We start from the raw sequence: 12,019 nt of genomic DNA, 5'->3' as shown, positions 1-12,019 counted from the left end.
GTTATGCTGCGGCAAACGATCCGGAGATTCACTGCCATGGCGCCTTCCCGTTTGATCTTCCCCGCTTTCGCCGCCGCATTTCTGCTCGCTTCAGGCGTCGCCGCTGCCCAGACCGCGCAGCGTGTGCTGCCCGACGATGCCACGCTGCTGACCCTGAACGAGCAGGCCGAGCGCGACGTCACGCCCGATACCATCCGCGCCCGCCTGGTGGCGCAGGCCACCTCCGAACAGGCCGCTGCCGCGCAATCCAGCGTCAATGCCGCCATGACCAAGGCGCTGGCGCGCGCTCGGTCGCTGGGGCTGGAGGTTGAAACCGGCGGCTACAACACCTGGCAGGAAACCCCGCCGCGTCCGCAGGCGCTGCCGGCCGGCACCAAGCCGCCCGCGCCGGTGTGGCGCGCGCAGCAGAGCCTGATCCTGAATGCGAAGGAGGATGCGAAACTGCTGGAAGCGGTGGGCATCCTTCAGGGTGAAGGTCTGGCATTGCAGGAGCTCGGCTACATGATTTCGCGCGAGCAGCAGCGCAGCATCCAGGACGATCTGGTGGCCGAGGCGTTGCAGCGCCTGACCGCGCGGGCGCAGCGCGCGGCAGCGGCGCTGGGCATGGAATTCACCGGCTGGGCGCGTGTCGGCGTGCATGGCGGCGGCGTGTCGCGGCCGATGCTGATGCGTGCCGCCGAAGCCAAGGGCATGGCGGCCGGTGTGCCGCCGGTAACTGCCGCCGGCGAGCAGACGGTGAGCATGACCGTGGATGGCGAGGCGATCCTCCGGCGTCGCTGATCAGGCGCCGCTGATCCGATTCCGGCATGTCATGCGGCATGATTTCCATTTCCGGTCGCGGTTGCATCATGGTTAATCGCACAGGCTGTCATCTCCGCGCAAAGCAATGCTTGCAGGGGCGGGGGTCCGCCTCTATTTAAAAACGCTTCGCAAGCCATCCCCGAGAGACTTGTTCCCTTGGTCGCCGCACCCCTGCCATCCGACGAAGCCGCACGCCTCACGGCGCTGCGTCGCCTCGCCATCCTGGACACACCATACGACGCGCGCTTCGATCGTCTGGTGCAGATGGCGACCCGCGTCTTCGGCACCACGGGCGCGATGATCAGTCTGGTCGATTCCGACCGGCTCTGGTTCAAGGCCCACAGCGGCATCGATCTGCGCGAGGTTCCACGCGAACATGGCCTCTGCGCCTGGGCGATTCTGAAGGATGAAGTCTGCGTCATCGAGGATGCCTCGCAGGATGGCCGTTTCACCGACAATCCCTTTGTGGCGGTCGAAGGTGGCCTGCGCTTCTATGCCGGCGCGCCGCTGATCGGCCATGATGGCCAGCCGGTCGGCACGCTGGCGATCTTCGATGGCGTCGCGCGCCGCTTCGACGAAAACGCGCAGCTGCAGTTGCGCGAGATGGCCGCTCTGGTGGTGGACGCGCTGGAGCTGCATCGCGCGCTGGTCGAAACCGAAACCGCCAGCGAAGAGGCCATGCGGGCATCGCGTTCGAAAGGCGAGTTCCTGGCCTTCATGAGCCATGAGTTGCGCACGCCGCTCAATGCCGTGATCGGCTTCGCCGAACTGCTGGAGACCGAAGCCTATGGGCCGCTCGGCGACAGCCACTACAAGGATTACGCCGGCCTGATCGGCCGCGCCGGCAAGCATCTGCTGGAAGTGATCACCTCGATTCTCGATCTCTCGCGCATCGAGGCCGGCAAGATGACGCTTACGCTCGACCGCCTGAAGGTGGTGGACGAGGCTGATGCCGTGATCTCGCTGCTGATCACCCAGGCGCGGCAGAAGGAATTGTCGCTGGTGATGGATGCCTCGCTGCACGACCTGCCAGCGCTGCAGGCCGACTGCAGCGCCTTCCGCCAGATTCTGCTCAACCTGATTTCCAACGCGATCAAGTTCACGCCGGCCGAAGGCCGCATTGTGGTGAGCGGCCGGGTGGACGACCATGGCGCCCTGCGCGTCAGTGTCAGCGACGACGGCCCCGGCATCGCGCCGACCGATCTGGCGCGGCTGGGCGAGGCCTTCTACCAGACTGGCCCGAAGAACCAGCGGCGGCAGGGCACCGGCCTGGGGCTGGCCATCTCGCACCGCCTGATGGCCCTGCATGGCGGCAGGCTGCTTATCGAAAGCGAACTCGGGCGGGGCACAACGGCGACGATGGTTTTCCCGGCCGCCAGCTGAGCGGTTCATCCTGGGTGGCCGGTACCAGCTGCCGATTCTAAAAATCAATTCACTGGACGATCATCGGCTTCCCGCGTAACCAGAGCGGGATGAAACACCTTCGGGAGGACGATGTTATGCGTATTCTTGTTGCCCTGTTTGCCCTTTGTCTGTTCGCTGTCATGCCGCCGCGCGCGGATGCCGCCGGCCTGGGCCAGCCGAGCGGCCCGGTGGTGCTCACGGTCCACGGCAAGATCGTCCAGACCAATCGCGGCGCGGTGGATGCCTTCGACGATGCCTTCTTCAAGTTCGGTAATGTCGCTTTCGACAAGGGCGCCGCCTTCGATCTCGCCATGCTGGAAAAGCTGGGCATGAAGACGCTGACCGTGAAATACGACACTTGGCCGAAGGCCTATCGTTTCGAGGGCCCGCTGCTGCGCGACGTGCTGAAGGCCGTCGGCGCTTCGGGCAAAAATGTGAAGGTCTATGCCATCGACGGTTACGGTGCCGAGATTCCGATGGCCGAGATCGAGAAATTCGATGTGCTGCTGGCGCTCAAGGCCGATGGCAAATATCTCGGCCTCGGTGGCCGCGGCCCCACCTGGGTGGTGTTTCCGCGCGATGCCAGCCCCGAGTTGAAGAAGCAGGACGACGCCAAATGGGTCTGGTCGGCCATCCGCATTGAAGTGGAATAGGCCGCATTGAGGTGGAATAAGCCGTCCGGCGGCGGTTTTTCACATTTTGTTCCGTTTGGGCGTGGCCTCCCCATACCTCGGGGTGGGCTGCGCTTGATTTTCCGGCCCGTTGCGCGCATGTTCTCGCCCGCGCTGCATGGCGCACCCTGTGCTGCGTCGTTTCCGGACGCGCGACTACCGTAAAAACAGAGGCTGAATGGCGAAGGAAGAATTGCTGGAGTTCCCCGGCGTGGTCGACGAGTTGCTGCCCAACGCGATGTTCCGGGTCAAGCTCGACAACGGCCATGAAGTGCTGGCCCATACCTCGGGCAAGATGCGCAAGAACCGCATCCGCGTCCTGGCCGGCGACAAGGTCATGGTGGAAATGACCCCTTACGACCTGACCAAGGGTCGCATCACCTTCCGCTTCAAGTAAGCCTGGTCAGGGGCCGGAATCGTGGCCGTGCCACCTCTTGTCTTGGCCCCGCTCGTATTGGCTTCCGCCTCGCCGCGCCGGCGCGATCTGCTGGATCAGATCGGCATCCGGCCGGCCGAAATCCGCGCCGCCGAACTCGACGAAACCCCGCTTAAGGGCGAATTGCCGCGTGCGCTGGCCGCGCGCCTGAGCCAGGCCAAGGCCCGGGCCGTGGCGCAGCAACGCCCCGATGCCATGGTGCTGGCTGCCGATACCGTGGTGGCCCTGGGCCGCCGCATCCTGCCCAAGGCCGAATCCGACGCCGAAGTGCGCCACTGCCTGGGCCTGCTGTCGGGCCGGCGCCACCGCGTGCTGACCGGCCTCTGCCTGATCCATCCCGATGGCCGCACGGTCAGCCGCACGGTGGAAAGCATCCTGCGCTTCCGCCGGCTGGACGATGCCGAGATCGCCGCCTATCTGCGCTGCGCCGAGGGCCTGGGCAAGGCCGGCGGTTATGCCATCCAGGGCCGCGCCGCCATGTTCGTGGCCTGGCTCGGCGGCTCGTATTCCAATGTGGTCGGCCTGCCGCTGGCCGAAACTGCCCAGATGCTGCGCGGCTTCGGCTACCCGCTGTGGCCGGAAAACTAGTATAGTCGATTCGATGGCCAACGAGCTGCTGATCGATGTGGGGCTGACCGAGACGCGCGTCGCGCTGGTCGAGGACGACCGCCTGGTGCATCTCGATCTCGAACGGCCCGAACGCGATTCCGCGCTCGGCGCGATTTTCCTCGGCCGCGTGCGGCGCATCGAAAAGGGCCTGCAGGCTGCCTATGTTGATATCGGCCTCAGCCGCGATGGCTTCCTGGGTCGCGACGACCTGGCGGGCGCCAATGGTTCCGGCGGCGACAAGCCGATCGAGCAATGCCTGCATGAAGGCGAAACCGTGCTGGTGCAGGTCAGCCGCGATCCGGTCGGCGAGAAGGGCGTCAAACTCACCTGCCGCATCACCCTGCCGGGCCGCTTCCTGTCGCTCACGCCGTTCGATCCCGCCGTGCGCGTTACCAAGCGGATCGGCCAGGATGCCGAACGCATGCGGCTGGCCGCTGTGATGCAGAGCCTGATGGCACTGGCCGACCAGACGCCGCTGGAAGTCACCGCCCGGCTGCAGCGCGAGATGAGCGAGCGGCTGCAGCACCGCGCCGGCGACCGCCGCGTCGCCAGGCCGGTCAAGCGCGAACCCGAACGCCGCCAGGGCGAGGAACGCCGCAAGGCCATGGGCTGCATCGTCAACGCCAATGCCGATGGCGTGTCGAAAGAGGAATTATTCGCCGATCTCGAACGCCTGCGCGCACGCTGGATCGCCATCGAGGAACGTCGCGCCAGGGCCGCATCCGGTTCCGACGTGCCGGCCGAATTGTGGCGCGAGATGGGTCCGGTGGGCCGCGCGCTGCGCGATTTCGTCGGGCAGAAGCTGGATCGCATCCGCGTCAATGCCGCTGCCGGCTTTGCCGAGGCGCGCGCCTGGCTGTTCGAGCATGCGCCCGATTATGTCGCCAGGCTAGAACGCTTCGACGATTCCGCCGGCCTGTTCGAATTGTTCGAGATCGAGGCCGACATCGCCGCCGCGCTGGGACGCCGCGTGGAACTGCCCTCGGGCGGCGCCATAGTGTTCGGCGAGACGGAAGCGCTCACTGCCATCGACGTGGATTCCGGCCGGGCCTCCGGCCGCAGCGGCCAGGCCTTCGAGGAACAGGCATTGCAGACCAACCTGCAGGCCGCCATCGAGATCGCACGCCAGCTGCGCCTGCGCGGCATCGGCGGCATCGTGGTGATCGATTTCCTGCATATGGAAAACGCCGCCTATCGTGCCCAGACGGTGAATGCCCTGCGCAATGCCCTGAAAAGCGATCCGGCGCCGACCAAGGTGCTGGGCATGTCGGCCCTCGGCCTGGTCGAGATGACGCGCAAGCGCATCGGTGAGCCGCTGGCCGCCAGGCTGTTCGAGAATTGCCCCACCTGCGACGGCGACGGGCGGCTGCCCTCGCTGCCCGCCGTACTGGCCGAATTGCTGCGCCGGGCCTGGCGCGAGGCCAGCAGCGGCGGACCCGGCGGCACGGGCGGCGGCAAGCTGGAAATTGCCTGCGCGCCCGAGGTGGCCGCGCTGGTGGACGCCGATCTGCGCGCCCGGCTGGAGCGCCAGATCGGTGCCGTGGTGCAGGTGAAGCCCGAAACCGGCCGCCGCCGCGAATCCTTCGCCGTCAGCCGGCTGGGGCATTGACCATGCCGTCCGCGAAAGCCTGCCCGATCTGCGGCAAACCGGCGGTGGAGAAGCATGCCCCGTTCTGCTCGCCGCGCTGCGCCGATGTAGACCTGAACCGCTGGCTGAAAGGCGCCTATGCCATCCCGGCGGTGGAAACCGACGATCCGGACGACGAATCCGGGGCGGAATCCGGCACGGGCAGCGGCGGCGGCCGTCCGGATCCGTCCCTGCATTGACGGCCGTCAGGTTGTACTGTCGGTCCGGTTGTGGCTGCTGGGCCGACCCCTCCGATTCGGATGGGCAGGCCTGTTGCAGAACTGCATCACCCCCTCGGAAAAAGCGAGAGTTGTGAACAGTATGGCCGGCTGCCGACCGGCCGGTCCGGGATTCGGCTTGCCCGCGGCAGCGGGATATCTGATAAGCTTACTGTTCAGAAGTATAAGAGGTTCCAAACCTATGCCCGTTGCCCCGCTCTCGTCCGGCCAGCGCCTGTCGTACTGGAAGACTTTTGCCGCCCTCGCCATTCTTGCCGGCGGCGTGCTCAGCGGTTGCGCCACCCCGCCCGCCGATCCGCAGGGCCGTGCCGCTTATGAAGAGAATAACGATCCGCTCGAGCCGGTGAACCGTGCCCTGTTCGAATTCCACCAGGTGCTCGATCACTTCCTGCTCAAGCCGGCGGCTTTCACCTACACGATGCTGGTGCCCGAGCCCGCCCGCGACGGCGTGCGCAACGCGCTGCTCAACCTCAAGACCCCGGTCTTCCTCGCCAACGACCTGATGCAGGGCGAGACCGGCCGCGCCGGCGTCACGCTGCAGCGCTTCGCCATCAATTCCACCGTCGGCGTCCTCGGCGTGATCGATGCTGCCGACAAGTGGTTCGGCATCCCGGCGCACACCGAGGATTTCGGCCAGACCCTGGCCACCTGGGGCGCCGATGAAGGCCCGTACCTGTTCATTCCGGTGATCGGCCCGAGCAATCCGCGCGATCTGGTCGGCCTGGCGGCTGACTCGGCGATGGACCCGCTCAACTGGTATCTGCACAACACCGATCGCGAGGGCTGGATCTATGCCCGCACCGGCCTGGCCGGCCTCGATGCCCGTGCCGAGCTGCTCGATACGCTCGACAATCTGGAAAAGACCTCGCTGGATTATTACGTCACGCTGCGCAGCGTCTATCGCCAGCGCCGCGCCGACGAGATCGCCAACCGCAAGCCGCGCCAGCCGTCGGTATCGCCGACGATCAGCCAGGCCGCCGACGCGGGCAGCGAGATCGAGGTCAAGCCGGCCAAGTAATCCAGGCCGCATTTCCTGCTTCACACGGCGCGCCCACAAGGCGCGCCGTTTTTTGTTGTTCATTCAGGCTTGGGCGCCGGTGTGACGCATTGCGGCGGGAAGCGCAGGGTCACCTCCGTGCCCTGCTGCGGCGCTGATCGCACCGAGATCTCGCCGCCATGCAGTTCCATCAGTTTGCGGCAGATGCTCAGGCCCAGGCCGCTGCCTTCGATGCGCCGTATGCCGGCATCCGCCTGCCAGAAGGGCTCGAACACGCGCGGCAGGTTCTCCGGCGCGATGCCGATGCCGGTATCGGCCACGACCAGTATCACGCCGCCATCGTCCGAACGGCGGCCGCTGACCGTGATGGTGCCGCCATTGGGCGTGAACTTCATCGCGTTGCCCAGCAGGTTGATCAGCACCTGCTTGATGGCGCGGGCATCGACGCAGATCTGCGGCAGGTCGGCATCGAGCCGGCTGACCAGTTTCAGCCCTGCCTCGCGGGCGCGGCCGCGCACCAGGCGCAGGCTGTCGTCCACCAGGTCCTGCGGCAGATGCGCGCCCGGCTCCAGCACCAGCTTGCCGCTCTCGATTTTGGAAACGTCGAGGATGTCGTTGATCACGCCCAGCAGGTGATGCGCGCTGCGGCTGATATCCTCGGCATATTCGAAATATTTCGGCGATTGCGGGCCCAGCATCTGGTTGGCGATCATGTCGGCAAAGCCGATCACCGCGTTCAGCGGCGTGCGCAGTTCATGACTCATATGGGCGAGGAATTCGCTCTTGGCCCGGTTGGCGGTTTCCGCCACCTCGCGCTGGCGCGCGTAGCTCTCGACCAGCCGTTCGCGCTCGGCCGCCTGTTCGCGCAAAGCGGCTTCCAGCTGCTTGCGCTCGGTGATGTCGGTGGCGATGCTGCCCACCGCCAGAAGCTTGCGCCGTTCGTCATAGATCGGGAAGCGGACGAGGATGAAGTCGCGCTCGCTGCCATCGCGCAGGTTACTCTGCGAGTCGAAGACCAGGGCCTTGCCAGCGGCGACGGTGTCGGCGATCTGCCGGTCGAAGCGAGCGGCGATGTCGGGCTGAAAGAAATCATGCGCGGTGCGTCCGATCATGCGTTCCGACGGTATCTTGAGCAGGTCGGCGTAATGCCGGTTCACCATCAGGTATCGGCCCTGGGCATCCTGCAGAGCCATGACGATCGGCGGATTGTCCATCATGCCCTGCAGCAGCGCCTCGCTGGCTGCACGTCGCCGCAACTGGCGCCAGGTGGCCCATAACGCGGCGACCGCGCCCAGTGCGACAATGCCGAGCAGCAATCCGTAACCGATGGCGGCGCGCCGCCAGTTGCTGTCGATGTCATGCTGCTCGACCCGCAGCATGACATTGATGGGGAAACCGGACAGGCGCGACCAGTAGAGGATCGTGTCGTCGATGGTGACATGGCCGCGCTCGCCGTCGATGAATCCGGTCAAACCCGCCAGTTCGGCGGCCTGGTCCTGCGGCCAGCCGACGATCAGCCGGCCCTGTTCATGCACCAGCGCTGCCGTCGACACCGGCAGGCCGAGATAATTCGGATCCAGCAGGTCGTTGCCGGTGATGTTCAGCGAGGCGACGATCACGCCGGCGAAACGCCCGTTGCGGTCGGTCAGGCGGCGACTCAGCCATAGGCTACTTGCGCTGTCGGTCCAGCCGGCGGAGATCTGCTGCAGCGTTCCGCCGCGATGGCGGTCGAAGGCCGGGTGCCAGGCGACATCGAGCGGCATCGCGGCCGTGCCGGTGGAAAAGCGTCGCGTGCCCTCCGTGTCGTAGACATGCACGCCATCGACCTGCGGCAGCATGGCGACGCGTTCGCCCAGCGCCTCGGCAATCGCGGTGCTCAGCTCCAGGCCTTGCGAAACACGGTCGCCCAGTTCGGCGCCGCCGAATTGCAGCAGCAGGTCGGCCACGTCGATCTGGTGCTGCGCCGTATCCGCCAGGCTGCGGCTCAGGCCGGCGGCCTGCAGATTGATGCGGTCGCGGTCGGCATCGCGCAGGTTTAGCACCAGGGCATAGATCAGGACGCTGGCGGCGACCAGCAATGCCGCGACGACGATGACGACGGCGCCGAAGCCGCGTGGTATGCCGCGGCCGCGCCGCGGGATCGGTGCCGTCGTGTGAGTCTTCCGCTCGGTCATCCCGGATCAGTTTCCCGGCCCGAGTCTGTCACAGGTCATTGCGGAACGACAAAGGTTTTATGGCCGGGGTTCTATCGCCGGGCTTCATGACTGGGAAACCATGTCCGGTCGGCCTGCGCCGCCAGTGCCGCAATCGCCGGCTGGGTGATGCGGTAGGGCAGCCATTCCTTCAGATGGGTGATGCCGATGCGATGGTAGAATTCGCGTGTCGGGTTCCAGTCCAGCACGTTTAGGTCGAGTCTTTTGCAGCCGCGTGCATCGGCGATGGCGGCCAGCGCGGTAATCAGCTGCCGGCCCAGGCCATGGCCGCGCGCGCGTTCCAGCACGAACAGGTCCTCGACATAGATCCCGGCGCGGCCTTCCCAGGTGGAGTAGTTGTGGAAGAACAGCGCGAAGCCGACCGGTTCGCCATCCAGTTCGGCGATCAGGGCCTCGAAGCGTTTCTCGATGCCGAAGCCGTCGCGCAGCACATCCTCGGGCGTGATCTTCACGCTGCTCAGCGGTTCATTCTCGTAAATCGCCAGGGCCTGCACCAGGCTCACGATGGTGGCGGCATCCGCCGGCGTGGCCGGGCGGATCAGGGTCTTGCTCATGCTCAGGCTTTCTTGCTCTGTGGTTCGGAGACGGGCTGTTTCAGGGCAGCGACCAGCGCCTCGCCGAACAGCGTGAATTCCTTGGCGCGCTGCGTGCCGCGGCGCCAGGCCAGGCCGATATGGCGTGCCGGCGCCTTCGCCTTGCCCTCGTTGGCCAGCGGTCGCGTCACCACGTCGGTGCCGCGCAGAATGCCGGCATCCAGCGCCAGCCGCGGCAGCAGCGTGACGCCAAGGCCGCTATCGACCATCTGCACCAGCGTGTGCAGCGAGGTGGCGGCGAAACCGTCGCGTCGCGGCGACGGCGGCAGGCGGCAGGCGGCCAGCGCATGGTCGCGCAGGCAATGGCCGTCTTCCAGCAGCAGCAGCGGCGCATCGGCCAGGTCGTCCAGCTTCACCGACTGGCGTTTGGTCAGCGCATGATCGCCGCGGCAGGCCACCATGAATTCGTCGTCGAAGAGTTCCAGCGTATCCAGCGCGCTGCCTTCATAGGGCAGGGCGATCAGCAGCAGGTCCAGCTTGCCGGCCTGCAACTGCTCGATCAGCCGCGCGGTCAGGTCCTCGCGCAGGAACAGCCTCAGGTCGGGGAAGCGGCGGCGCAGGGTGGGCAGCACGCGCGGCAGCAGGAAGGGCGAAATGGTCGGGATCACGCCCAGCCGCAGCGGCCCGCTCAGGGGCGCGGCGGCGGCACGGGCCACCAGCACCATCTCCTCGGCCTCGCGCAGCAATTCGCGCGCCCGCCCGGCCAGGTCCTCGCCCAGGGGGGTCAGCACCACCTTACGTTTGGTGCGGTCCACCAGGGCGGCGCCGAGCTGGGTTTCCAGCTCCTGGATGCCGGCCGACAGCGTCGACTGGGTCACGAAACAGGCCTCGGCAGCTTTGCCAAAATGGCGGATTTCCGCCAAAGAGACCAGATAGCGCCATTGCCGCAGGGTGGGCAGGTTCAGCATGGCTCATTTAAATCGACTGTCTCGATTATTTTCAACGAAATTATCCGTTGGAACGATGATTAGAAAGCGTCTAATAATCACTGCGAGCGGGAGACGGGGGCATCACCTATGCCTCGACCAGCCCCGCCGCCCCAGACCTGAGACCGTTTCGTATCCAAGAGAGGAGCGTATTTAAATGCTGACCATCGGCGACAAGTTCCCCGAATTCAACCTCAAGGCCGTCGTTTCGACCGACCCGAAGAAGGCCTTCACCGACATCTCGAACGAGTCCGACAAGGGCAAGTGGAAGGTCGTGTTCTTCTGGCCGAAGGACTTCACCTTCGTCTGCCCGACCGAGATCGCGGCTTTCGGCAAGCTGAACGGCGACTTCAACGATCGCGACACCGTCGTCTACGGCGTGTCGACCGACAGCGAATTCGTCCATCTGGCCTGGCGCAACAACCACGCCGACCTGAAGGACCTGCCGTTCGCGATGATCGCCGACATCAAGCGCGAGCTGAGCCAGAATCTCGGCATCCTCGACAAGGCCGAGGGCGTCTGCCTGCGTGCCACCTTCATCGTCGATCCGGAAGGTATCATCCGCTTCGTGTCGGTGAACGACCTCAGCGTCGGCCGCAACCCGCAGGAAGTGCTGCGTGTGCTCGATGCCCTGCAGACCGACGAACTCTGCCCCTGCAACTGGCAGAAGGGCGAAGAGGTCCTCAAGCCCGCCGCCTAAGGCAACACGGGATCCCGCCGCGCCCGATGCAGCGCGGCGGGGCTCCGCCACACAGATTTTCCAAGGAATTCGTCATGAGCCTCGAAAGCCTGAAGAACCGCCTGCCCGACTATGCCCGCGACCTCAAGCTCAACCTGGGCTCGCTGGCCGCCGAACCGGGCCTGACCGAGCAGCAGCGCGCCGGCACCTTCATCGCCTCCGCGCTCGCCGCCCGCGAACCGTCCACGATCCGTGCCATCCTGGCCGAATTCGGCCCGCAGCTTTCGCCTGAGGCGCTGACCGCCGCCAAGGCCGCCGCCGCGATCATGGGCATGAACAACATCTACTACCGCTTCGTCCACCTGATGGGCGAGGGCAATGATGAGAACCAGTACAAGACCCTGCCGGCCAAGCTGCGCATGAATGTGATCGGCAAGCCCGGCGTGGAGAAGGTCGATTTCGAACTCTGGTCGCTGGCCGTGTCGGCCGTGAAGGGCTGCGGCATGTGCCTGGTCGCCCACGAGCATGAACTGCGCAAGGCCGGCATGACCGCCGAACAGGTGCAGCAGGCCGCGCGCATCGCCGCCGTGGTGCATGCCGTCGCTGTCACGCTGGATGGCGAAACCGCCATGGGCGAGGCCCTGGCCGAAGCCGCCGAGTAAACGCATCCGCGAATAAACATCCGTTTGTCTGCCGGGCTCTCCCGCCCCTCCGCCCGGCAGATCTGGGGCCGCCGCGACAGTCCCCGTCTCAAAACCGCGGCGGCCCCTTATTTTTCAGCCCGTCATTGAAATTTCATGGCCGCGCTTCTGGCACGACACCCA

General features: G+C 65.9%; 13 protein-coding genes. 10 read left to right on the top strand and 3 right to left on the bottom strand.

Annotation, left to right across the window (positions count from 1 at the left end; translation table 11 throughout):
* The first annotated feature begins 36 nt into the window (after positions 1-36).
* The 8 genes from ACK4FJ_RS11735 (at position 37) to ACK4FJ_RS11700 (ending at position 6,805) form a co-directional block, all read left to right on the top strand.
* Positions 37-780, top strand: coding sequence for an SIMPL domain-containing protein (locus ACK4FJ_RS11735; RefSeq protein ID WP_409766614.1), 744 nt, complete (start codon positions 37-39; stop codon positions 778-780).
* A 177-nt stretch (positions 781-957) separates the two neighbouring features.
* Positions 958-2,184, top strand: a complete 1,227-nt coding sequence (locus tag ACK4FJ_RS11730) for an ATP-binding protein (RefSeq protein ID WP_409766612.1) — start codon at positions 958-960, stop codon at positions 2,182-2,184.
* A gap of 116 nt (positions 2,185-2,300) precedes the next feature.
* Complete coding sequence (locus ACK4FJ_RS11725) at positions 2,301-2,858, top strand: molybdopterin-dependent oxidoreductase (RefSeq protein WP_409766610.1); 558 nt, start codon at positions 2,301-2,303, stop codon at positions 2,856-2,858.
* Between the two features lie 196 nt (positions 2,859-3,054).
* Positions 3,055-3,273, top strand: coding sequence for a translation initiation factor IF-1 (infA, locus tag ACK4FJ_RS11720; RefSeq protein ID WP_144067704.1), 219 nt, complete (start codon positions 3,055-3,057; stop codon positions 3,271-3,273).
* A gap of 21 nt (positions 3,274-3,294) precedes the next feature.
* On the top strand, positions 3,295-3,900 hold the full coding sequence (locus tag ACK4FJ_RS11715) for a Maf family protein (RefSeq protein ID WP_409766608.1): 606 nt from the start codon (positions 3,295-3,297) through the stop codon (positions 3,898-3,900).
* A 13-nt stretch (positions 3,901-3,913) separates the two neighbouring features.
* On the top strand, positions 3,914-5,530 hold the full coding sequence (locus ACK4FJ_RS11710) for a ribonuclease E/G (protein WP_409766606.1): 1,617 nt from the start codon (positions 3,914-3,916) through the stop codon (positions 5,528-5,530).
* A gap of 2 nt (positions 5,531-5,532) precedes the next feature.
* Positions 5,533-5,748 (top strand): DNA gyrase inhibitor YacG, encoded by a 216-nt coding sequence (gene yacG, locus ACK4FJ_RS11705; protein ID WP_409766604.1) that lies wholly within the window; start codon positions 5,533-5,535, stop codon positions 5,746-5,748.
* A 220-nt stretch (positions 5,749-5,968) separates the two neighbouring features.
* A complete protein-coding gene (locus tag ACK4FJ_RS11700) occupies positions 5,969-6,805 on the top strand; it encodes a VacJ family lipoprotein (RefSeq protein ID WP_409766602.1) in 837 nt (278 codons plus the stop codon).
* A gap of 59 nt (positions 6,806-6,864) precedes the next feature.
* On the opposite strand, the gene ACK4FJ_RS11695 is transcribed toward ACK4FJ_RS11700, so the two are convergent.
* The 3 genes from ACK4FJ_RS11695 to ACK4FJ_RS11685 all read right to left on the bottom strand — a co-directional run bounded on the left by ACK4FJ_RS11695 (position 6,865) and on the right by ACK4FJ_RS11685 (position 10,498).
* Positions 6,865-8,958, bottom strand: coding sequence for an ATP-binding protein (locus ACK4FJ_RS11695; protein ID WP_409766601.1), 2,094 nt, complete (start codon positions 8,956-8,958; stop codon positions 6,865-6,867).
* Between the two features lie 71 nt (positions 8,959-9,029).
* Entirely contained in the window at positions 9,030-9,551 is a 522-nt protein-coding gene (locus ACK4FJ_RS11690; RefSeq protein WP_409766599.1) for an N-acetyltransferase family protein, read from the bottom strand.
* Between the two features lie 2 nt (positions 9,552-9,553).
* Complete coding sequence (locus tag ACK4FJ_RS11685) at positions 9,554-10,498, bottom strand: hydrogen peroxide-inducible genes activator (RefSeq protein WP_409766597.1); 945 nt, start codon at positions 10,496-10,498, stop codon at positions 9,554-9,556.
* A 175-nt stretch (positions 10,499-10,673) separates the two neighbouring features.
* On the opposite strand from ACK4FJ_RS11685, the gene ACK4FJ_RS11680 reads away from it, so the two are divergent.
* Together ACK4FJ_RS11680 and ACK4FJ_RS11675 are read left to right on the top strand one after the other, a co-directional pair.
* Positions 10,674-11,216 (top strand): peroxiredoxin, encoded by a 543-nt coding sequence (locus ACK4FJ_RS11680; RefSeq protein ID WP_409766595.1) that lies wholly within the window; start codon positions 10,674-10,676, stop codon positions 11,214-11,216.
* A 74-nt stretch (positions 11,217-11,290) separates the two neighbouring features.
* Entirely contained in the window at positions 11,291-11,857 is a 567-nt protein-coding gene (locus ACK4FJ_RS11675) for a carboxymuconolactone decarboxylase family protein (protein ID WP_409766593.1), read from the top strand.
* Positions 11,858-12,019 lie beyond the last annotated feature (162 nt).

This window comes from Ferrovibrio sp., from assembly GCF_046297595.1.
In the GTDB taxonomy this organism is placed as follows: domain Bacteria; phylum Pseudomonadota; class Alphaproteobacteria; order Ferrovibrionales; family Ferrovibrionaceae; genus Ferrovibrio.
Note: the sequence above shows the minus strand (reverse complement) of the source record. Positions and strands in the feature narration are given on the sequence as shown.

Bases quoted from the DNA above. Each gene is read 5' to 3' on its own strand.
- ACK4FJ_RS11675 (WP_409766593.1), top strand. From the start codon at position 11,291: ATGAGCCTCGAAAGCCTGAAGAACCGCCTGCCCGACTATGCCCGCGAC.
- ACK4FJ_RS11685 (WP_409766597.1), bottom strand. From the start codon at position 10,498: ATGCTGAACCTGCCCACCCTGCGGCAATGGCGCTATCTGGTCTCTTTG.
- ACK4FJ_RS11710 (WP_409766606.1), top strand. From the start codon at position 3,914: ATGGCCAACGAGCTGCTGATCGATGTGGGGCTGACCGAGACGCGCGTC.
- ACK4FJ_RS11725 (WP_409766610.1), top strand. From the start codon at position 2,301: ATGCGTATTCTTGTTGCCCTGTTTGCCCTTTGTCTGTTCGCTGTCATG.
- ACK4FJ_RS11700 (WP_409766602.1), top strand. From the start codon at position 5,969: ATGCCCGTTGCCCCGCTCTCGTCCGGCCAGCGCCTGTCGTACTGGAAG.
- infA (WP_144067704.1), top strand. From the start codon at position 3,055: ATGGCGAAGGAAGAATTGCTGGAGTTCCCCGGCGTGGTCGACGAGTTG.
- ACK4FJ_RS11690 (WP_409766599.1), bottom strand. From the start codon at position 9,551: ATGAGCAAGACCCTGATCCGCCCGGCCACGCCGGCGGATGCCGCCACC.
- ACK4FJ_RS11695 (WP_409766601.1), bottom strand. From the start codon at position 8,958: ATGACCGAGCGGAAGACTCACACGACGGCACCGATCCCGCGGCGCGGC.
- ACK4FJ_RS11680 (WP_409766595.1), top strand. From the start codon at position 10,674: ATGCTGACCATCGGCGACAAGTTCCCCGAATTCAACCTCAAGGCCGTC.
- ACK4FJ_RS11735 (WP_409766614.1), top strand. From the start codon at position 37: ATGGCGCCTTCCCGTTTGATCTTCCCCGCTTTCGCCGCCGCATTTCTG.
- yacG (WP_409766604.1), top strand. From the start codon at position 5,533: ATGCCGTCCGCGAAAGCCTGCCCGATCTGCGGCAAACCGGCGGTGGAG.